Below are 20,529 nucleotides of genomic sequence, written 5' to 3' on the forward strand. Positions count from 1 at the left end.
TGCAATCACTGAGACGTTTATGGTTCATCTTTATCGACCTCCATCAACGACATAACCATCCCTGTCACCGCTCCCAATACGGCAAGGTAGACACCGATATCAAAGATCAGCGGCGTAGACGCTTTGAAATCAACCACCGGTATCGTCCACCACTGCGCGGTCATGAAGGCCTGATCGGCAAACCAGGCGGGCACAACCGAAAGCATACCGAGTAATAGCCCCACACCGATCAAATCACGCGGGTCCACCATGCGCAGAACGCCTCGCGTGGCAGTCACACCAAAGGCGAACATATATAAGGTAAAGGCACCGGCTGCCACCAGACCGGCGATAAATCCGCCTCCTGGCTCATCGTGCCCACGCAGTAGAAGAAATACCGAAAACAACAGTTGCAGTGGCATTAAGAAACGCGCGGCCGTATTGAGAATAATCGTGCCGGATTTAACCATCGTTTGACTCCTTCCGGGCGGCCTTGGCGGCGCCATTGGCTGACTGGCTTTCAAACTTCAACATGGCAATCACACCGATTGCCGCCAGAGCCAGCACAAATATTTCACCTAAAGTGTCCAATGCCCGATAGTCCACCAGAATCACATTGACGATATTCCGCCCATGAGCCAACGGTGCACTATTTTCAATCATATAGCCCGAAATGGGCAAAAACTGGTCGATACTCCAGGCCGTCAGAATTAACAGACAGATCAGGCCTCCCATCACTCCCGCGATTAACCCGTCACGAACGCGTTCCAGCGTCGTTGATAGATTGGTAAAACGCGGCAAACGAAACAGCACCAGCACCAGCAACATGACGGTCAAGGTTTCCACCAGCAACTGGGTAATACCCAGATCCGGCGCACTGAAAAAGACAAATATCAGTGCGATGGAAAGCCCCATGATACCAACTGACACCACGGCACCGAGTCGCGAATGGGTAACGGCGGCAAATAACGCCCCCAGCGCCATGGTGCCAACAACCATGGCCTCATAAAAGCGCACATCCAGTGTAAAGCTGACAATTGGCGAATGACGTACCAGAAGCGAATTGACCAGAAGCGCAATCAATGTCAGCAACATCACCAGGATATAGTTACGCATATACCCATTTTGCAGCGCATCCGTCTGCCATACGGATATCCGCGCCACGCCCTCCATCAAGGCTTCATAGCCCGCTTCAGGGCCATAGCGCATCAAGGGTGACAGCAGAGCCAGTCGTGATCTCACGGCATCCCAGCGCCGGAAGATTACAAACCCGAGCACCAGGCTTACGACCGACATCGCCAGCGCCAGATTGAAGCCATGCCAAAGGGATAAATCGGCATCCGACGGCTGCCCTGTCAATGACGTCACCGTGGCGGCCACAAGGCCCGAAACCAGCCCTGGAAAAACACCGATCAACAGCGAAAGTGATGCCAATATGCCAGGCCCCAGTAACATGCTGACAGGTGCCTCATGCGGTTCGCGCGGCGTCACCAGACGCGGGCCATAAAAAGGACGAAGTGCAATGATGGCGGCAACGGCGATAGTCAGAACGGCAGAAGCAAAAGCCAACAGCATCAACAGCCCCTGATAGGTATCCGCCGCCAACGCTGATTTGAACAGCATTTCTTTACCGATAAACCCAAGCCATGGCGGAACCCCGGCCAGTGAAAGCGCGGCCACCAGCGCAATGACACTGGTGACTGGCATCAATGCACGCAAGCCCCCCATCGCCGTGACGTCCTTGGTACCCGTAGCATGGTCAAGGGCACCGGCCACCATAAACAGCGAGCCTTTATAAAGCGAATGGGCCAGCATGAATGCCACAAAAGCGACCATGGCCGTGTGAGTTCCTATACCCAGCAGCATGGTGAGCGCACCTAAGGCCATCACCGTGGAATATGCCAGAAGCTTTTTGATGTTGGTAAACCGGATGGCCATGAAGGCGCCGGTGAACATGGTCACCCCTCCGACCACCGAAAGCGTCATGATCCATAACGTTGTGCCACCCAGCTCAGGCTGCAATCGCGCCAGCAGATAAATGCCCGCTTTCACCATGGTGGCAGAATGCAGATAGGCAGACACGGGCGTTGGCGCTGCCATGGCGTTGGGCAGCCAGAAATGAAACGGGAACTGGGCCGATTTGGTGAATGCCCCGATCAGCAGGCAAATCAGCATTGGCGTATAAAGCGCGTGCTCACGCAGATTCATTTCGCCAGCACGGATATCCGAAAAAGACCACTGACCACTGGCCACGCCCAGCAGAACAAGCCCGGCCATTAAGGCCAGACCGCCGGCAACGGTGACAAAAAGCCCTTGGCGAGCCGATTTGCGTGCATCAAGGTCACTGTGATTAAAGCCAATCAGCAGATACGAGGTGATGCTGGTCAGTTCCCAGAAGATAAACAGCGTCAGCAGATCATCAGCCAGCACAAGCCCCATCATTGAGGCCATAAACGCGATCAGGGCAATGTAAAAACGCGGCAGATCAGGATGACCTTTAAGGTAGCCACCTGCATAAATCACCACAAATACGCCTATCACGCTGATCAACAGGCCAAACAGCAATGCCAGACCATCCAGCATGAAGGTGAGGCCAATCCCCAGGGAAGGCACCCACTGCGCCTCGAATAACAAAGCGCCGCTGGTAAAGACATCCGGCGCCTGCCCGAGCAACCAGGCCGCCAGTAATGCGGGATATAGCGCCAGCACGCCACTGGTTTTTTCACCAAACCAACGGTGCAATAAAGGCACGGACGCCGCTGACAAAAACCCTGCGATAACCATTAATTGTATCAAGGAACCTCCTTTATAAACGCAGTTTTCGTCAGCGGTTGACTTACCGCTCTGGCAAATCACATGGCTTTCTAATAGACGGCCCAATAGACAGTTTTAAATATACAGGTCTTAAATATACTGCTGTTAAATTTACAAGATGCCTCAAGCTAGCCTGTTTTTAACATGAAAAAAGCAGCTGACCAACGGGTCGCCGCCTTTTTCAGAGCAACGTTATCAGGACAATCAGCGTTTAGAGAGGCTAGGCGAGCCACCCTGCCAGCTCGTTATTGATGACCTGCAGCAATGCTTCGATGTGATCATCACGATCATTCAGGCAAGGGATGTAAGTAAATGTTTCTCCGCCTGCCTCAATGAAGCTTTCGTAAATTTCTTCCTGAATTTCTTCCAGGGTTTCGACGCAATCAGACGAAAACGCAGGCGAAAGAATGGCAATATGCTTGTGCCCTTGACGGGCAAGCGCCGCCACATGGTCCACCGTCTGAGGCCCTACCCATTTCTCAGGCCCGAATTGCGACTGAAACGCGGTATCAACCTCTTCCTTGGTAAAGCCCAGTTTCTCACGCATCAAACGGGTCGTTTTCTGGCACTGGCAATGATAGGGGTCGCCTTCCAGCAAGTAACGCTCCGGTACACCGTGATAGCTGGCCACCAACTTACTCGGACGACCGTCCAGTCCGTCGTAGGCTTCTTTTACCGAGTTCGCCAGCGCTTCAATATAGGCCGGATGCTCAAAATAAGCAGGCACCGTACGGATGTAAGGCTGCCATTTCATCTTCATCAGGGTACGAAAAGCCTGATCGTTGGCCGTCGCGGTGGTTGGCGAGCCGTATTGAGGATAAAGCGGGAAAAACACAATCCGCTCGCAGCCCTTTTCCTTCATGCGCATCAGCACGCTTTCGGTAGAGGGATTGCCATAACGCATGCAGAAATCCACTTCGACATTATCACCATACAGCGCTTTCAACCGTTCGGTCATTTTCTCGGTCTGGGCGCGCGTGGTTGTCAGCAGCGGACTTTCATCTTTTTCGGTATTCCAGATGCCTTTATAGGCCTTGCCCGATGAAAAGGGGCGCTTGGTCAGAATGATCAGCTGCAACAACGGCTGCCACTTCCAGCCCGCATAGTCGACCACCCGCTTATCAGACAGGAACTCATTCAGGTAGCGTCGCATGGACCAGTAATCCGTGTTATCCGGCGTTCCCAGGTTGGCCAGCACGACGCCAACTTTTGCCGGAGCTACTGGCGGGTGATCGTCCGGCGCATGTGCCAGACGACCTTCGCCGGGTTGATCCATTTCTACCTCTGCTGTCATGTCAGTCTCCTGCGGCTAAAAGCATATTTACGTTAAATGGTATCATTGTTAGCCAAAAGGCGGCATAAAGTTATACTATCAACATCATTTGTATAATAGTAGGTAAACTCATGTCCAAGCCGTTGATACTGGTGCTGGGTGATCAGCTATCGCTTACCCTTCCCACGCTTCGCGAACTGCCTGATAACGCCGTCGTCGCGCTATGTGAAGTCGCTGAGGAAGCTCGCTATGTGCCCCACCATATCCACAAAATCGGGCTTATTCTGGCGGCCATGAGACATTTTTCCCAGACGCTACGTGAACAGGGCTGGCAGGTGCATTACAGCGCGCTCGATGATCCTGATAACACGCATTCATTGATCGACGAAGCTGAACGTCTGGCGCAGGCTTATGGGTGCGATCATATTCTGGTGGTTCGCCCGGGCGAATGGCGCTTGTGGGACGCCATTCAATCTCGCGCTAACGCGACAATTCCCTGGCAGCTGGTTGAGGATGATCGTTTTTTTACCACTCCCGATGATTTCGCCCGATGGGCACAAGGACGTAAACAGCTACGTCTTGAATACTTTTACCGCGAGCAGCGCAAACGTTCTGGACTGCTGATGGATGGTAAAACACCCTTGGGTGGCCAGTGGAATTTTGATCACGATAACCGTGAGCCTTTACCGGCCTCATTTTCCCCGCCACAAGTCGTCAGGCACTCGATTGATGAGATAACGCAACAGGCTCTGGATGCCGCCAACCACCACTTCAGTGAGCATATCGGCAGTACCGACAACTTTAACTGGCCGGTCACCCGGCAACAGGCGCTGGATGAGTTAGACCACTTCATTGCCCACTGTCTGGCCGACTTTGGTCGTTATCAGGATGCCATCAGCGACCAGGAACCGTTTCTTTTTCACTCACGGCTATCCGTGGCGCTGAACATTGGGCTGCTCTCTCCTCGTGAAGTCTGTGATGCTGCTGAACAGCAATACCTTGCGGGTAAAGCGCCCATCAACGCCGTGGAAGGGTTTATCCGCCAGATCCTCGGTTGGCGTGAATATGTACGTGGCCTGTACTGGACACAGATGCCTGAGTACAAAACGCAGAATGCGCTTGGTTTCCAACGCGATTTACCGGCATTTTTCTGGGACGGCAATACAGATATGCGCTGCCTTCAGCGAGCGATAGAAATGACTATCGAGAACAGCTACGCGCACCATATTCAGCGCTTGATGGTGACGGGTAATTTCGCGCTGCTGTGCGGCATCAAACCCGAAGCATTATGTGACTGGTACCTGGCGGTGTATGCCGATGCCTGCGAGTGGGTCGAATTACCCAATACACTCGGCATGGTGTTACATGCCGATGGCGGGCTAATGGGCTCCAAACCCTACTGCGCCTCGGGCAAGTACATCGATAAAATGTCGGACCACTGCCAGCATTGCCGTTATTCACCAAAACAGGTCACGGGCCCGAAAGCCTGCCCGCTTAACAGTCTTTACTGGCATTTTCTGGAAACCCACCGTCCAGCCTTGGCGCAAAACCCTCGCATGAAACTGATCTATGGCTCCCTTGACCGTATGAAAGACGAAAAACGCGAAGCCATGTACCAGCAGGCCGAGCACTTCCTCAGTCAGTTGCCGACAACACCCGGCTATGGCCAAGCCGTGCACACGGCAGGGTATTCTTCTGAGCCTGGTTAACTGAAGATTAGTTAACTGAAGACCAGCTGAATAAAGACTAGCTGACTGATCTCTGACTGAGACTTATCAAACGAGGTTTCTATGAGCCGTTTAGACGCATTAAATGCCAAAGCGCCTGTCACGCTTTTTTACGACGGCCACTGCCCCTTCTGCCGCGTTGAAGTGGATTGGCTGGCCAGGCATCGCCATCACCGGCGCATCGGGTTGGTAGATATTCAGGAGGAGGCGTTTCTTGACGGAGAACATGGCGCACTGTTTGGCACCATGATGGGTAAGTTGCATGTACTGGACAATGCCGGTCACTGGTATATCGGAATGGATGCCAGCCGCGCACTCTATGCCGTTTTAGGCTATCAGCGGCTGGTAAGATTTTCCTGCCTGCCCGGCATTAACCGTATCATGGATGCCGGATATCGCCTGTTTGCGCGCTATCGCATCAGGCTAGGAAGATGGTGGGACAAACGCAAAAAGACCTGATGTTTGCGTTGAGTTAATACAGAAGTCGATAACTGCAAGTGGTTGAACTTAATATTAGCAGACAACCATGTAGGTACTGTTCAAGCACTCATTAACCAAGCACCCGCTTATCCTCGGCTAATATAATATATTCGCTTAAAAGACGAGCGGCATTCGCGAAGTGAGCGGCGAATCATAGTGTGCGTCACGGCCAATCACTTCATCCTGGGGCACATGCTGAACCAGGTAAGCCCGATGAACACCTGAACGCTTAAGTTCCATATAAACGTCGTCCAGCGCACGAAAAAGCATTGGTTTAGCGCGCTGCGTCAGCATATGTCGCTCACCTTCAACGTCTTCCAGTTCCACCTGATAGAAACGGCTGCCGGAATGGGTGATAACCCGAATTTCGAAGTTATCGTGACTGGCGACAAACTTTTTTAATTCCTTGAGTTCCATAAACACCTCTTTTGTCCGCATTATTTTTTTAGTATTTCCGTTAATCACCCGCCAACGGATAACTGTCACTAAGCCACAATTGGTAGCGCCTGCTGGCATCTAAATTTCACAATGCCTGCTTGCTATGACATTGCCGTTGCCCGTTAATGTCAGGTATATGACATTTATACCCTACAAGCGTTCCTCACGGAAAGTAGGGTTCGACGGTTGATGGGTAATTAAAATCAGCAGGTAATTACAGATGAATCGTTAAGAACAAAAGGCGTAAGCAGCCATTCTTATTATTGTGCGTGCTGGCGAAATGAAACATACCAAGCATTTTACCGCTTACTGATATTCAGAAGGATCAATTGCTTTACCCAATGAGTTACGGTCGATCCAGTTCCCCGCCTTGGTTTCTTTATAGCGGAATACCACCTGATCACCCACGGCTACCGGCACCTCACTATCTTCGGTCTGATAGCTGTATTTTTCACCATCGACGACCAGAAAGTAGCGATAGAGATCCGGCATCCCCAGCCATTCCTTGAAGGGGCCTTCCCGCTCAAGTGACTGCAGTTCGCCCCGCGCCTGAAGTTTAGGCGCACGCTGTCGATTGCCGCGACGGAAACCACCTGCCATTGCATCTTCTCCTGTTCTATCAGCCAAATAGATAAAAAGTGTAAAGAAAGTATTATACGAACGACTCTGAAAAGCTCAAATCAGTCGCCAAATGCCTCGCCATAGCTATCCGGTGCCAGATCTTCAAAGCGCGTGTATTTGCCAATAAATGCCATATGCACGGCCCCTATCGGGCCGTTACGCTGCTTACCAATAATCAGCTCTGCCAGGCCCTGATTATCCGGGTTGTCCGGGTTATACACTTCATCACGATAAACAAACGCGATGACGTCGGCATCCTGCTCGATCGCCCCTGATTCACGCAAATCCGACATCACCGGCCGTTTGTTAGGACGCTGTTCCAGCGAGCGGTTAAGCTGGGAAAGCGCAATCACCGGGCAATTGAATTCTTTTGCCAGACCTTTCAGGGAACGTGAAATTTCCGAGATTTCTCCGGTACGATTTTCAGAAAAACCGGGGATCTGCATCAGCTGTAGATAATCGATCATGATCATCGCCATATTGCCATGCTCTCGCACCACACGACGGATACGCGAGCGCATCTCATTAGGTGACAGTGCCGATGTATCATCGATAAACAGCTGCTTGTCCTTTAGCAGGTTCACCGCAGACGTCAGGCGCGGCCAATCTTCATCTTCCAGCTGACCGGTTCTGACTCGCGTCTGGTCAATCCGCCCAAGCGATGACAGCATCCTAAGCATCAGGGAGTCCGCAGGCATCTCCATGGAAAACACCATGACGGGCTTGTCACTGGCAATGACCGCATGTTCCACCAGGTTCATCGCGAACGTGGTCTTGCCCATCGAGGGCCTGCCTGCAATGATCACCAGATCCGAAGGCTGAAACCCTGAGGTCATATCATCCAGATCGCGGAACCCCGTGGACAGTCCGGTCATCTGGCCTTTCAGATTGAACAGCTCATCAATGCGGTCGACCGCCTTGGTCAGCAAGTCACTCATGCCAATCGGGCCGCCCGTTTTAGGGCGCTCTTCGGCAATCTGGAAGACTAGCCGCTCTGCTTCGTTAAGCAGCTCATCGGCGGGCCTGCCCTGAGGCGCAAAGGCCCCTTCGGCAATCTGGTTGGCAGCGCGAATCAACTTACGCAAGGTGGCTCGTTCACGCACGATATCCGCATAAGCGCGAATATTACTGGCAGAGGGCGTATTACGCGCCAGTTCGGCCAGAAACCCAAGGCCTCCCACCGTGTCCAACTGATCGCGCGCTTCCAGAGCTTCGGATAATGTCACGACGTCCAGCGGCTGCCCTGCTTCCGCGAGGTGAATCATGACGTTAAAGACCAGACGGTGCTCATAACGATAGAAATCGTCGGATACGAGACGATCCGATATGTTATCCCAGGCCTGGTTATCCAGCATCAACCCGCCCAGCACGGACTGTTCAGCCTCCAGAGAATGTGGGGGCAACTTGAGAGCGGCCGTTTCCTGATCAGCGGAATCCTGCATCATGCACTCCTTGATTCACACATTCCCGGGGCCTATTGAAATCTGCCTGCCAATATTGCCGCCATTATAACAGCAAAGGGCGCGGGGATTGCCCGCGCCCTTTATATGTCGCTTTATGCTTACAGACTGAATTTACTCAGCCATAACCACGATGCGAACGGTCGCATCCACTTCTGCATGCAGGTGGATATCGATGTCATACTCGCCAGTCTGACGAATCGGACCTTGCGGCATGCGAACTTCGCTTTTCGCCACTTCGATACCAGCAGAAGAGATAGCATCTGCCAGGTCACGCGGACCGATTGAACCGAACAGCTTGCCTTCATCACCCGCTTTGGAAACCAGTGACAGCTCGATATCGTTGAGCTGCTCAGCACGGGCTTCAGCTTCTGCTTTGCGCTCGGCTGCCTGTGCTTCAAGCTCGGCACGCTGTGCTTCAAACGCGGCGATGTTGTCTTTGGTGGCCGGTACGGCATGACCGTAAGGCACCAGGAAATTACGACCGTAACCAGGCTTAACAGTGACCTTGTCACCGAGGCCGCCCAGCTTACCAATTTTGTCGAGCAGAATGACTTCCATCTCGTAAACCTCTTGTCAATTGCTGCGGGCAAGACGGGCGCGAACGTTCGCGAATGTATCCATCAACCCAAGAAGCAGCACAATGAGAATCGTAGGCCAGGTGGTGATCAGCAATATATAAAATGCCACCAACCACAGCCCGTTCATCCCTTTTAGTCCAATAACACCATGTATCAACGCAATGCCAGCAACCAGTAGCGGAATCCAGCTCAGCATCGCCAGGGCATAAACGCCTAGCAACATTCCCGCAACGCCGATGACAAATAACACCAACAGCTCTTTAGGGGTCAGCCGAAAAGCGTGGAACTCAGTCCGAAAGCCACCAGGGTTATATAGCCCCGCTTGCCAACTACGCGCCAGAACCAGGCAGGCGATGGCTGACAGAAACACGACCAATCCTGTTACATTTCCCACCACCAACGTAGCCAGTGTCTGGGGGTCGTAACCCTGATTGGTCAGCTCAGTGAGCATTCCATCCACTTCCTGAGAGCCCTGGCGCAGCTGCTCCAGCATCATTTCAGTGCCTTGCGGCGGGCTGAAAATCCCCATCTGCACCATGACCGATGCAACGACGGTGCCTGCTATCAGGGTTATTCCCCAATGCATTCTTTCTCTAAGCACCACCGCCATCAATGTCACAAGCAGAACACTTGCCAACGGGATCACATCACCCTGAATCCACCACCAGCCAGCGGGAACAGCGGTGGCGATGATAACCGGCAAGGCGGGTGCAAACCCACTCCTGAGCGTTACCAGCCCGGCAATGGCTGCACCCAGCCAGTAAAGCCACGGCATGAAGGTGGCTAAAGCAGCCACACCAGCTGCGTATGGCGTGCCTTTCATGAACCATCGGGCAAATGCCAGCATTACGTTATTCGCTTACTGGTGGCTATCGGTATAGGGCAGCAGTGCCAGATAACGTGAGCGCTTGACAGCTGTTGCCAGCTGGCGCTGATAGCGTGCTTTGGTTCCGGTGATACGGCTCGGAACGATCTTGCCAGTTTCGGTGATGTAAGCCTTCAGCGTGTCGAGATCTTTGTAATCGATCTGCTTGACACCTTCAGCAGTGAAGCGGCAAAACTTACGGCGACGGAAAAAACGTGCCATGGATAAAGCTCCTTAAAGCAGGTGGTGGATAAATCAGGCAGATTCGGATTCTGATTCCGACTCAGATTCATCGCGCGGTCTTTCTTCGCGACGCTGACGCTTCTCTTCTACCGGTTTCATCATCGGAGAGGCTTCGGTGACGGCCTCCTTGCAACGTACCACCATGCTACGGATGATGGCATCGTTGAAACGGAAGATATTCTCGATTTCTTCGAGCGTTTCACCGTTGCACTCAACGTTCATCAGCACGTAGTGAGCTTTATGGATCTTGTTGATCGGGTAAGCCAGATGACGACGGCCCCAATCTTCAAGGCGATGCACAGTACCGGCATTTTCGGAAACGATGCTGGTGTAGCGCTCGACCATGGCCGGCACTTGTTCGCTCTGATCCGGGTGGACCATGAACACGATTTCATAATGACGCATAGGATCTCCTTGCGGTTTGACAGCTTCCTCAGCACCTTGGAAAAACCATAGGACAACAGGGAAGCAAGGAGTTGACTGAAATTACTCCGGTTTGCCGTGAACGGCCCGGTAGCATCAAGCAGAACGGGAGTCAGTGCGTTTGGCACTGCCCCTGCCGTATGAATTTCTTTCTTTCCAACGCTGTTAAACAGCACGGACGGATAGAAGAGACGATACGCAACACCCGTTTAATGGATAAACAGGCGCATGCATTTTAGTTGGCAATCGCTTGAGTTGCAAGCTGGCGCTGACGAACGGCTTCGAAAAGGCAGATACCAGTCGCGACAGACACATTCAGGCTCGACACCTGGCCTGCCATCGGCAGCTTCACCAGGTGATCGCAGGCCTCACGCGTCAGGCGGCGCATCCCTTTGCCTTCAGCCCCCATCACCAATGCCATTGGACCGGTGAAATCCACGTCATAGAGGCTGGTGACCGCTTCACCGGCGGTTCCGGCAATCCACACACCTTCCTGTTTAAGCTTTTCCAGGGCACGTGCCAGATTGGTCACCTGATAAACCGTCACCATTTCTGCTGCGCCACAGGCAACCTTGCGGACTGTTGCGTTTAACGGCGCGGCCTTGTCCTTGGCCACAATCACGCCATGCACTCCCGCTGCATCCGCGCTACGCAGGCAGGCACCAAAGTTATGCACATCCGTCACCCCATCCAGCACCAGCAGCAAAGGTGGCGTCGGAGCCGACCAGGCGCGCAACTTAAGCCACAGCGACTCTTCCCCTTCAGCCACCAGAGGTTTGCAGAACGCTACCACGCCCTGGTGAGAGGCCTCCTGGCTGATCTGATCCAGCACATCACGCGGTTGCGCCACGATGCGCGCTCCCATCTGCTGCGCCTGAGCCGCTAATTCCTGCAGACGTTTTTCCGCGCCGGTCTGCAGCCAGAGTTCACGTGGTGCTTCTCCACGATCAAGCAGACTTTGCAAGGCATGAACGCCGTAAACAACGTCCAGCCCTTCTGGCATTTTAGGCCCTTTAGGCCCTTTGGGGGCTTTCGCCCCGCGACGTGAAGCCGACTTCATGGTGTTCCTTAATCTATCTGACTGACCTTGCCTGACTTAACGATGCCCAACTTACCCTGGCCCAGCGTTATTTGGCAGACGGCTTACGCGAACGTCTGGAGCGCTGCGGACCGCGCCGGTTTGACGACGGCTTTTTTTCACCCGGTTTTTTATCATCGGGTTTCTTGTCGGCCGTACCGGGCTTGGCGCTATCGCCGGCTTCAGCAGGCCGCTTACGGGGCTGACGACGCGGGCGCGGCTTTTCATCCGCGAGGCCGAAATCGATCTTACGGTCGTCCATATCAACCCGCGCCACCTGAATCGTCACGCCGTCACCCAAGCGATAGGTCGTACCGGTACGCTCGCCCTTGAGACGGTGCTTCTCCGCTTCATAATGGTAGTAATCCGACGGCAGCGAGGTCACATGGACCAGACCTTCCACGTAGAACTCATCCAGGCGAACAAACAGGCCGAACTGAGTCACTGAAGCAATCGTGCCATCGAAGGTTTCGCCCAGCTTGTCGGACATGAACTCGCATTTCAGCCAGCTTTCCACATCACGGGTGGCGTCATCAGCGCGGCGCTCGGCCATAGAGCAATGCTCGCCCAGCTCAACCATCTGTTCAAAGGTATACGGGCACCACTTGCTTGGCGGCTCAACCGGCGCACCTTCTACCCGCAACACCGTATTGGTCTGGCGAGGCCCGCGAACCACTGAGCGAATCGCGCGGTGCACCAGCAGATCCGGGTAGCGGCGAATCGGCGAGGTGAAGTGCGCATACGCCTGATAGGCCAACCCAAAGTGCCCTTCATTCTGGGGCGAATACACCGCCTGATTCATTGAGCGCAGCATCACCGTCTGAATGATGTCGGCATCCGGGCGATCCTTGATCGTCTCACGTAGCGCCTGGTAATCCTGCGGCGTCGGGTCGTCGCCACCTGGCAGCGTCAAGCCCAACTCATTGAGGAACAGGCGCAGCTTGTCGAGGCGCTCCGGCGTCGGCTTTTCGTGAATACGATAGAGAGCCGGAAGATCGTGCTTGTCCAGGAAACGTGCCGTGGCGACGTTGGCAGCCAGCATGCACTCTTCAATCATCTTGTGCGCGTCATTGCGTTTACGCGGCACAATTTTTTCGATCTTGCGTTCATCATTAAAGATGATGGCGGTTTCAGTGGTATCAAATTCAAGCGCTCCGCGTTCCTGGCGCGCTTTAAATAAAATCTCATACAGTTCATGCAGGTCGTTTAACGGCTTGACCAGTTTGGCGTGTTCTTTACGCAGCGTCTCCCCATCTTCACTCTCCTGGTCAAGAATGGCCGCGACCTTGTTATAGGTCAGGCGCGCATGGGAGTTCATCACCGCTTCATAGAAACGGTAGCGGCTGATCGCCCCCGATTTGGAGATATTCATCTCGCAGACCATCACCAGACGATCTACATGAGGATTCAGCGAGCACAAACCGTTGGAAAGCAATTCCGGCAACATGGGCACGACCTGCCCTGGGAAGTACACCGAGGTACCTCGAGTGCGCGCTTCATTATCCAGCGGCTCACCAGGGCGAACGTAGTGAGACACATCTGCGATAGCAACCAGTAGCTTCCAGCTGCCCGACTTGGTTTTCCAGGCGCAGACCGCGTCATCAAAATCCTTGGCGGACTCATCATCGATGGTCACCAGAGGAGTGTTGCGCAAATCAACACGATTCTGCTTATCCGCTTCAACAACTTCCGCAGAAATGGTGGAAATCTGATCCATGACTTCAGGCGAGAATTCCGCTGGAATGTCATAGCTGCGAATCGCAATATCGATTTCCATGCCTGGGTCCATCCGCTCCCCAAGCACTTCAATCACCTCACCCACTGGCTGAACCCGAGTAGCTGGCTGCTGGGTGATGTTGGCAGAAATCACCTGCCCATCCTTGGCACCGCCAGAGGCGCTGTGCGGAATAATCACCTCTTGGGTAATACGCGGATTTTCCGGCACCAGCACGCCAAATTCCGGCGTATTGCTGCGATAAACCCCGACCATGGTCTGGGTATTACGCGAGATCACGTCAGCAATGGTGGCTTCGTCACGCCCGCGCCGGTCACGGCCACTCACGCGCACCAGGACGTGGTCGCCGTGGAAGACACGCCGCATCTGGCGTGGTGGCAATACCAAGTCAGGCTTTTTGCCATCATCACGCAGCACAAACCCGAAACCATCACGATGGCCAAGCACTTTGCCCTTGATCAGGTCAAGTTTGTTAATCAGCGCGTAAGCACCACGGCGGTCACGCAGCACTTGGCCATCACGTTCCATTGCCGCCAGACGACGACGCACCGCTTCCTGGTGATCTTCATCCTCAATCCCCAGTACGCGGCTCATATTTTCATGGGTGATGGGCTTGCCGTAAGTTTCCAGGGCATCCAGCAAATATTCACGGCTCGGGGCCGGATTATCATATTTCTGTGCTTCACGGCTCGCGTGCGGGTCGTCACTCAGCGTCCACTTTTTCATACGGTCAGCATCCTTGATTCTTTCTCTTCAGCTAATTGGGCGATGGCGCGGTGAGATTTCGCAGGCGGCTGGTGTCGCTTACTAGCGGGGTCAGCGGCAATACAGCTGAAATTTACTTGGTTATGTTTGATCATTCCTCCAGTATAGCGCTGCTCGCAGCATCACCCAACCACGTAAGTACAAGAATTCTCACCAGAGCGACGAAAAACACTTAATAACATCACCGGAAGACAAGGAAAATACTTGCATTTCATGACCATCTCGGTATCATACGCGCCAATTGCCCAGATGGCGGAATTGGTAGACGCGCTAGCTTCAGGTGCTAGTGACCGTATGGTCGTGGAGGTTCAAGTCCTCTTCTGGGCACCACATCATTTCATCAGCTTTATTAAAGCTGCCTGATAAATGATGGCGCAGTAAAAAACCGTAATTGCGGTAAGTGTTCGCCCAGGTGGCGGAATTGGTAGACGCGCTAGCTTCAGGTGCTAGTGACCGTATGGTCGTGGAGGTTCAAGTCCTCTCCTGGGCACCAATCGAACACTTTGTTAGTTAAAACTTACTTTGTCAGTCGAACTTTGATTGTTCATTGACAGGTAGCAACTGACAGGCAAAACAACAGTATTGCTCAAGCCCAGGTGGCGGAATTGGTAGACGCGCTAGCTTCAGGTGCTAGTGACCGTATGGTCGTGGAGGTTCAAGTCCTCTCCTGGGCACCAATATTGTTGATATCTCAAGTATTCTTCTTAACATCTCTCTCTATTCGTCGCTGTACTTTCTATAATCAAGACTTCCTATAAGCATCCTTCTCACGCGTAGCAATAGTACTTCCTCTCGTTTTTAGCGCTTTCTGGTTCTACCCCATACTTCAAAATTTCTTGAATGACACACGCCCAGCGTTTAGCCACTGACGTTATTACCGCGGCTATCTGATCAAAACAACAAAGCGACTACCCTTTTCGGCTGTTTCAGACACCGAATAAGAATAGCCGCTTAGTTGATGACGACGTTTAACTACCAGGCATTGCTATCAGGCGAAGATAAAGCCTTCCGCCAGGTACTTGGTCTGCATTTCATCGGATGAGGCAAAGTACGCCATCACATCGCCTTGATCCACCACGCCATCTTCTAATGCGCCGCTCCAGTATTCCACACCACCCGCATCAGGCGTGCGCTCAAACGCATTGTCATAAAGCAACGCCAGGAAGTCTTCATTATCCATGTCATCGCCATTCACACTGGCAAATTCTTCAGAATCAAAGAAGAAGTCCGCTATATCAAACAGGCTGTTACCTTCATCCATGACGCCTGACCAGTATTCAAGACCTCCCGCATCGGCCTCGCGGTCAAATGCCACCTGATAAAGCGCTTCAACCGCCGAAAAACTGACGGTGTCCGTTGCTTCACCCAGGTCAACTGAGACAACAGCGGAAGATGACTGCCCATCACTAGTGGCAATCATGTACTCAAAGCTATCAGTGACGGATGAACCCGCTTCGGTGGAAGCAAAGGCCGACCCCTGGTCATAAATAAAGTCACCGTTTTCCTGCACAACCACGGTGGCACCGGACTCCAGAGCAATTTCATCACCAAACACCACCGACTGCCCGGCAATAGAGGTAATTTCTGTTCCTTGAGGAAGCTGGTCAACGCCATTCCCATTGTCCGCAAAGAAATTTCCATCGACCTGCCAACCAAAACGACCGGCAATTTCGTCATTGTTGGCAGCAAGATTAATGCCTTGTCCAGGATTGCCGCCGTTATTCAAACCGAACCACCAGTTCCAGAAATCAACTGAACCTTCTGATACCGACGTCACATCAACAAAGACTGCCGCCGTATCGGTGGCACCATTACCATCATCAATCGTGTAGGAAAAAGTATCCGTTCCCGTGAAATTCTCATCGGGGGTGTAGGTAACTGTACCATCGCCGTTATCGACAAGCTCGCCATTGGAAGCTTCGCCAAGCCCAACTACCGTTAACACATCACCATCGACATCAAAATCATTGGTCAGTACATCAATGGTGATCGACTCTCCAGCATTAGTCGCTGCGGCATCGTCCTGTGCGACTGGCACATCGTTAACCGCCAGAACACTGACATCAACAGTAGCTGTGGCTGTGCCGTCACGGCCATCATCAATGGTGTAAGTAAAACTGTCTGAGCCATTGAAATCAGCAGCAGGAATATAGGTGACAGTACCGTCACCATTATTGACCACCTGGCCATTAGAGGAGGTGCCCAGCTCTGTAATTGTCAGGTCGTCGCCATCTGGGTCATTATCATTGGCCAACACATTAATGATGACCGATTCATCTTCGCTGGTAACTGTTGCATCATCCATGGCAACCGGCGGGGTGTTAGGGGGTAAAACCACGATGTTGGCTGGGCTCGGCGTATTGACATTCACCGCATTGTTATCAGCATCAACAAAGAAGCGACCATCTGACCCACGTGGCGCCACATTAACTGCAGCATCACCGGTAGCAAGAACCTCAAAGGTCAAAGTCGCCACAGTAAAGTCACCGGAGGGATCATTGTTGAAAGTGCCCCCCTGAATATTTTCCAGTGTTATTTGACCGCTGGCATCACTCGGCTCATCTCGATCTGTCTGGAAGTCCAGTCGCTCATCAAACTCAACCCCCTGATAGCTCAGAATCGACGCATCATAGGTCAGGTCAAAGAAAACACCCGCGAGAGCAGGCAGATCTGAACCCACCAATGTAAAGGTGACTGTATCACCTACTGCAAACGGTTCGGAACTGGAAGGCTGAAAGGAAAGGCTCGCCATTATTGCACTCCAAAAAAATTAATATAAATACGGTATAAAGATGGCATAAGATGCCCTGTAAGCATCAGAATTCGTAGCTAAGTTCAGACACTCCCATCACTGTCTCAGACACATCCACTGTCTGACCGAAAACGTCTCTGAAAATCAGAAGATCATCAACGTCAACAGCGCCGTTATCATCCAGGTCGGCATCGGCTTCTGTTGTGCCTTCCTCGAAATCATCGGCACCGAACACTTCGCGGAAAATCAGCAGATCATCCACATCAATGGCGCCATCGTTGTTGAAGTCGGCTGCCACCAGGAGTTCATCATTATCTTCCGGTGGGCTGACTTCAATAAAATCTTCTGTCGCTACGCGTGGAGCTGAAACGGCTGAATCAATAAAGCTATTATCACCTGTCAGGCCATAATCCAGTACAGCATTGTTGAAGCTGACGGTGCCCGGTGTCAGACCTGCATCAGACGCCAGCTGCTCTGCCTCAGCCCGTGTTTCAGGGTCAAGATCATCAACACTGATGATACTGTTGGGGTGACTTTCATCATAAAAACCTTCAAGACTTTCGTCTTCAGCGTAACTAAACAGGCTGTCGCCTTCATTTGAGACCCGCCAATCGTCACGATACTCGCCGTAAAGATCTTCAAACGCGAAGGGACGCTCCAATACCGTACCGTCTTCCAGAGCTACATCGTTGGAAGTATCGCCATCGCCATCACCCAGCAACCCTTCAACGGAACCAGCCAGTTCTTCGTTAAGACGCACCTGGAAATCGACACGATCATTCACAAGATCGACGATCAGACGGCTATCACCTTCGTTGACCACACCATCTTCACCGGCATACACAAAGGTATAGCGATTATCTTCTCTATAGATCCGGTCATCGCCAACGGCAATGGATGAGAAATCGTCAACTGTTGTTTCAACACCGTCAACTAATATAGGAGTCTGACTGGTGGCGTCTATCATGACGTCAACATTACCCATTGACGTTGCTACCGCAGATGTCGCGCTGGCGTTATCACCGATCGGTACAAAACGAGCCTGTATTTCAAAATCAGAATTCTGGGCTCCTCTGGACAGCACATACTCACCGACTGCCTGAAAGTCGTACCCCAACCCATCAAGAGTGACCAGATGGGGGTCACCGGAAACAGCGCCTGCTGCAGCTGGGTCTGGCAGAGGCGGAATGTCTGCACTGACAATGTCACCTGAACGCACCGGAAATAACCATTGACCAATTTGACCAGTATTTCCTTCAACTTCATCGAGGGCCAGGATCGCTTCTTGATCACCCGAAGCCGGTAGCTCGAAAAATGCATCAGGATCCCCCGTGCCTGCGGTATACCCAGCACGCGCAACCTGTCCACCTAACCCGTCCGTTCCACCGCTCGCTGAACCTGTCGTCCATTCAACATTTTCGTAGCGAAACTCGATGTCAAAATCACCCTGCCCACGATCAGAAAGGATCAGCTGGAAAGCATTCAGTTTGTCAGTCTGTCTGGAGAAATAACCCACATCGTCCCAGGTGACAATAAAACGATCATTTACCGTATCGAAATCATAATAAACCAGATTGGAGCCCGTAGAATTTCCTCCCGCTGAAGAGATTTCGGCTTCTCCACCCCGGGTATCAACATCAGCAAAGAAAGGAGTAATTTCCGGGTTACCGGAGTTCTCGGTAATGACGGATGGGGTGAAGGCACTGCGTGCCCCATTAAAGGTCACACTGCCGTTATTATTAACCCAAAGACTATTGAATTCACGACCGAAAAAATTTATTCCATTTTCAAAAACCTGGGAAATATCAATCTCGGCTGTTGAACTATCATCATTTCTCGGAAGAATATTTTCCCCAAACCCTGCTTCGCCCCCAAGCCCTGAAAGAAGGGAGGTACCACTGAAAGCCACGCCGTTTGACATCATGGAAGAAGAGAGGTCGTTTGTTATGTTACTCATACGGTAAGTTCCCGCTTCATTGGTTTCATTTGTAGAAGAATGAGCCTCAAGGATATCGCTGCCATCAAGGTTGCCAAGTGGCTCTCCCGGAATCACTAAAGATGACATGTCAATTTTCCCTGCAATGCTCACACCACGCAGAACAGATACTGTTTTTTCAACAGTATTTACTTAAATACCAATATTTACTTAAATACCAATCGTTTATCACCTACACACCATGTACATAAGTAATAAATGCAAAAAAAGCTTACATAATGTTAACCATATGCAAACTTTAGCAGTTTTATCACTAAAGAGGAGGGGCATTTCTCAAAAAAGCTACAAAAAAATACTAGACAATAGGATAAGAGACACACCACCACATAAAAAAGAGGGCAGTATGCTAGAACACTGCCCCCTTCCCTTTGATGCTACAATTTGCTTCTCATACCGCTGATCGTCTCAATCAGGAATAGCGTTATTACTGAAACCGCCCGGGCTTGCGTGCGACCTCCTCCAGCGCCCAGCCGTTAGTGCGTATCTGGCCTTCCAGGGTTTGTTCGGTTGCGGGGGTGATATCCGGGAAGAAATTCAAACCGGTTTGCCGTTCCACCTCGTCGATGGATACCAGGTAATCATCCAGCGGCTCGTTGCCCTGCACGTTCTGCGGCATGATAAATGCCAGCGCGCTTGGGGCTTCCGGGGCCGGGGCGACAATGATCTTGTAGAAGGCGATCGGTATTTCCACAAAACCCACGCGATCCATCACGTTGCTAAAGCCTTCGGCATAAATCGGGCCGGTGATTACCTGTAGCTGGTCAAACCGCGGGGCAAAATGGTCCATCACGGCTTCTTCCAGACGCTGCCAGAGCTGGCGGTTCAGCCCCGGCGTTTGCGGCGACATATTGCTCATCAGGAAGGTATCCACCTGCGCCTGACGGCCGTGCACCGCGGCAATGGCATAATTAGGCGCCAGGTGCCCACGGTCGTAGCCGCTGCCTGAGTAGCTGTTAGTCCCGATCGGCCATAGCGTTCGCCAGTCAGCCGAGAAGCCAGGGCGGCTGCCAATAGACGCATCATCAACGGCGGCTAATTGATAACTGACCCATAGCGCACCAGCACGCACATCCGACCAGCCCAGCAGGTAGCCGTCGTTGCGCATCACGCGGTGAAACGAGTTCAGGCTAAGCTCATCCCAGGTCGGCACCCCTTCCCAGGTATAGTCATCACGGTAGGTTTGCTCCTGAAACAGCCACAGCCCCGAGCCAATCACAACAAATACAGCGGTGATGGCAAGACGACGGCCATGACGACGAAAACGCGACAATACACGACCCACGGTACTAACTCCTTTTA

Annotated in this window: 17 protein-coding genes and 3 tRNA genes; 5 read left to right on the forward strand and 15 right to left on the reverse strand. The window is 52.4% G+C overall.

Annotated elements, in window-relative coordinates:
• Positions 1-17 precede the first annotated feature (17 nt).
• The 3 genes from ACU6TU_RS11380 to hemH form a co-directional block, all read right to left on the reverse strand.
• A complete protein-coding gene (locus ACU6TU_RS11380) occupies positions 18-449 on the reverse strand; it encodes a Na+/H+ antiporter subunit B (RefSeq protein WP_447141525.1) in 432 nt (143 codons plus the stop codon).
• The gene (locus ACU6TU_RS11385) at positions 442-2,772 is read right to left on the reverse strand and encodes a putative monovalent cation/H+ antiporter subunit A (protein ID WP_447144239.1); all 2,331 of its coding nucleotides are present in this window, start codon (positions 2,770-2,772) and stop codon (positions 442-444) included. The genes ACU6TU_RS11380 and ACU6TU_RS11385 overlap by 8 nt, the downstream gene beginning before the upstream one ends.
• Positions 2,773-3,013: 241 nt before the next feature.
• Positions 3,014-4,087, reverse strand: a complete 1,074-nt coding sequence (gene hemH, locus ACU6TU_RS11390; RefSeq protein WP_447141526.1) for a ferrochelatase — start codon at positions 4,085-4,087, stop codon at positions 3,014-3,016.
• A 110-nt stretch (positions 4,088-4,197) separates the two neighbouring features.
• On the opposite strand from hemH, the gene ACU6TU_RS11395 reads away from it, so the two are divergent.
• Both ACU6TU_RS11395 and ACU6TU_RS11400 read left to right on the forward strand, forming a co-directional pair.
• Positions 4,198-5,775: a cryptochrome/photolyase family protein gene (locus ACU6TU_RS11395; protein ID WP_447141527.1), complete on the forward strand. Its 1,578-nt coding sequence runs from the start codon at positions 4,198-4,200 to the stop codon at positions 5,773-5,775.
• 81 nt (positions 5,776-5,856) lie between these two features.
• The gene (locus ACU6TU_RS11400; protein ID WP_447141528.1) at positions 5,857-6,252 is read left to right on the forward strand and encodes a thiol-disulfide oxidoreductase DCC family protein; all 396 of its coding nucleotides are present in this window, start codon (positions 5,857-5,859) and stop codon (positions 6,250-6,252) included.
• A gap of 135 nt (positions 6,253-6,387) precedes the next feature.
• Here ACU6TU_RS11400 and ACU6TU_RS11405 read toward each other — a convergent pair whose 3' ends face one another.
• From ACU6TU_RS11405 to rnr, 9 genes are all read right to left on the reverse strand, one after another.
• Entirely contained in the window at positions 6,388-6,690 is a 303-nt protein-coding gene (locus ACU6TU_RS11405; protein ID WP_447141529.1) for a DUF6482 family protein, read from the reverse strand.
• A 327-nt stretch (positions 6,691-7,017) separates the two neighbouring features.
• Positions 7,018-7,311, reverse strand: a complete 294-nt coding sequence (locus ACU6TU_RS11410) for a hypothetical protein (protein WP_447141530.1) — start codon at positions 7,309-7,311, stop codon at positions 7,018-7,020.
• An 80-nt stretch (positions 7,312-7,391) separates the two neighbouring features.
• Entirely contained in the window at positions 7,392-8,777 is a 1,386-nt protein-coding gene (gene dnaB, locus ACU6TU_RS11415; protein WP_447141531.1) for a replicative DNA helicase, read from the reverse strand.
• Positions 8,778-8,906: 129 nt separating this feature from the next.
• Positions 8,907-9,353: a 50S ribosomal protein L9 gene (gene rplI / locus ACU6TU_RS11420; RefSeq protein WP_100821417.1), complete on the reverse strand. Its 447-nt coding sequence runs from the start codon at positions 9,351-9,353 to the stop codon at positions 8,907-8,909.
• Between the two features lie 15 nt (positions 9,354-9,368).
• Positions 9,369-10,220 carry a hypothetical protein gene (locus ACU6TU_RS11425; protein ID WP_447141532.1) on the reverse strand — a complete coding sequence of 284 codons (852 nt, stop codon included), beginning with the start codon at positions 10,218-10,220 and terminating at the stop codon, positions 9,369-9,371.
• A 12-nt stretch (positions 10,221-10,232) separates the two neighbouring features.
• Positions 10,233-10,460 (reverse strand): 30S ribosomal protein S18, encoded by a 228-nt coding sequence (gene rpsR / locus ACU6TU_RS11430; RefSeq protein ID WP_100821415.1) that lies wholly within the window; start codon positions 10,458-10,460, stop codon positions 10,233-10,235.
• Between the two features lie 33 nt (positions 10,461-10,493).
• Complete coding sequence (rpsF, locus tag ACU6TU_RS11435) at positions 10,494-10,886, reverse strand: 30S ribosomal protein S6 (protein ID WP_447141533.1); 393 nt, start codon at positions 10,884-10,886, stop codon at positions 10,494-10,496.
• A 253-nt stretch (positions 10,887-11,139) separates the two neighbouring features.
• Positions 11,140-11,964 carry a 23S rRNA (guanosine(2251)-2'-O)-methyltransferase RlmB gene (gene rlmB / locus ACU6TU_RS11440; RefSeq protein ID WP_447141534.1) on the reverse strand — a complete coding sequence of 275 codons (825 nt, stop codon included), beginning with the start codon at positions 11,962-11,964 and terminating at the stop codon, positions 11,140-11,142.
• A gap of 67 nt (positions 11,965-12,031) precedes the next feature.
• Entirely contained in the window at positions 12,032-14,443 is a 2,412-nt protein-coding gene (rnr, locus tag ACU6TU_RS11445; RefSeq protein ID WP_447141535.1) for a ribonuclease R, read from the reverse strand.
• Between the two features lie 282 nt (positions 14,444-14,725).
• On the opposite strand from rnr, the gene ACU6TU_RS11450 reads away from it, so the two are divergent.
• From ACU6TU_RS11450 to ACU6TU_RS11460, 3 genes are all read left to right on the forward strand, one after another.
• A tRNA-Leu gene (locus ACU6TU_RS11450) sits at positions 14,726-14,812 on the forward strand.
• Between the two features lie 76 nt (positions 14,813-14,888).
• Positions 14,889-14,975 (forward strand) — tRNA-Leu (locus ACU6TU_RS11455).
• A gap of 97 nt (positions 14,976-15,072) precedes the next feature.
• A tRNA-Leu gene (locus tag ACU6TU_RS11460) sits at positions 15,073-15,159 on the forward strand.
• A gap of 311 nt (positions 15,160-15,470) precedes the next feature.
• Here the strand turns inward: ACU6TU_RS11460 and ACU6TU_RS11465 are convergent.
• The 3 genes from ACU6TU_RS11465 to ACU6TU_RS11475 form a co-directional block, all read right to left on the reverse strand.
• Positions 15,471-17,234 carry an Ig-like domain-containing protein gene (locus tag ACU6TU_RS11465; RefSeq protein WP_447141536.1) on the reverse strand — a complete coding sequence of 588 codons (1,764 nt, stop codon included), beginning with the start codon at positions 17,232-17,234 and terminating at the stop codon, positions 15,471-15,473.
• Positions 17,235-17,298: 64 nt separating this feature from the next.
• Positions 17,299-19,299: a nidogen-like domain-containing protein gene (locus ACU6TU_RS11470; RefSeq protein ID WP_447141537.1), complete on the reverse strand. Its 2,001-nt coding sequence runs from the start codon at positions 19,297-19,299 to the stop codon at positions 17,299-17,301.
• 355 nt (positions 19,300-19,654) lie between these two features.
• Positions 19,655-20,512, reverse strand: coding sequence for a DNA/RNA non-specific endonuclease (locus tag ACU6TU_RS11475; protein ID WP_447141538.1), 858 nt, complete (start codon positions 20,510-20,512; stop codon positions 19,655-19,657).
• Between the last annotated feature and the right edge of the window lie 17 nt (positions 20,513-20,529).

The sequence above is a fragment of the Halomonas sp. LS-001 genome (assembly GCF_052983955.1).

What these genes read in the sequence shown, in the direction of transcription:
- ACU6TU_RS11380 (WP_447141525.1), bottom strand. Translation starts at nt 449, where the DNA reads ATGGTTAAATCCGGCACGATTATTCTCAATACGGCCGCGCGTTTCTTA.
- hemH (WP_447141526.1), bottom strand. Translation starts at nt 4,087, where the DNA reads ATGACAGCAGAGGTAGAAATGGATCAACCCGGCGAAGGTCGTCTGGCA.
- ACU6TU_RS11395 (WP_447141527.1), top strand. Translation starts at nt 4,198, where the DNA reads ATGTCCAAGCCGTTGATACTGGTGCTGGGTGATCAGCTATCGCTTACC.
- ACU6TU_RS11400 (WP_447141528.1), top strand. Translation starts at nt 5,857, where the DNA reads ATGAGCCGTTTAGACGCATTAAATGCCAAAGCGCCTGTCACGCTTTTT.
- ACU6TU_RS11405 (WP_447141529.1), bottom strand. Translation starts at nt 6,690, where the DNA reads ATGGAACTCAAGGAATTAAAAAAGTTTGTCGCCAGTCACGATAACTTC.
- ACU6TU_RS11410 (WP_447141530.1), bottom strand. Translation starts at nt 7,311, where the DNA reads ATGGCAGGTGGTTTCCGTCGCGGCAATCGACAGCGTGCGCCTAAACTT.
- dnaB (WP_447141531.1), bottom strand. Translation starts at nt 8,777, where the DNA reads ATGATGCAGGATTCCGCTGATCAGGAAACGGCCGCTCTCAAGTTGCCC.
- rplI (WP_100821417.1), bottom strand. Translation starts at nt 9,353, where the DNA reads ATGGAAGTCATTCTGCTCGACAAAATTGGTAAGCTGGGCGGCCTCGGT.
- ACU6TU_RS11425 (WP_447141532.1), bottom strand. Translation starts at nt 10,220, where the DNA reads ATGCTGGCATTTGCCCGATGGTTCATGAAAGGCACGCCATACGCAGCT.
- rpsR (WP_100821415.1), bottom strand. Translation starts at nt 10,460, where the DNA reads ATGGCACGTTTTTTCCGTCGCCGTAAGTTTTGCCGCTTCACTGCTGAA.
- rpsF (WP_447141533.1), bottom strand. Translation starts at nt 10,886, where the DNA reads ATGCGTCATTATGAAATCGTGTTCATGGTCCACCCGGATCAGAGCGAA.
- rlmB (WP_447141534.1), bottom strand. Translation starts at nt 11,964, where the DNA reads ATGAAGTCGGCTTCACGTCGCGGGGCGAAAGCCCCCAAAGGGCCTAAA.
- rnr (WP_447141535.1), bottom strand. Translation starts at nt 14,443, where the DNA reads ATGAAAAAGTGGACGCTGAGTGACGACCCGCACGCGAGCCGTGAAGCA.
- ACU6TU_RS11465 (WP_447141536.1), bottom strand. Translation starts at nt 17,234, where the DNA reads ATGGCGAGCCTTTCCTTTCAGCCTTCCAGTTCCGAACCGTTTGCAGTA.
- ACU6TU_RS11470 (WP_447141537.1), bottom strand. Translation starts at nt 19,299, where the DNA reads ATGTCATCTTTAGTGATTCCGGGAGAGCCACTTGGCAACCTTGATGGC.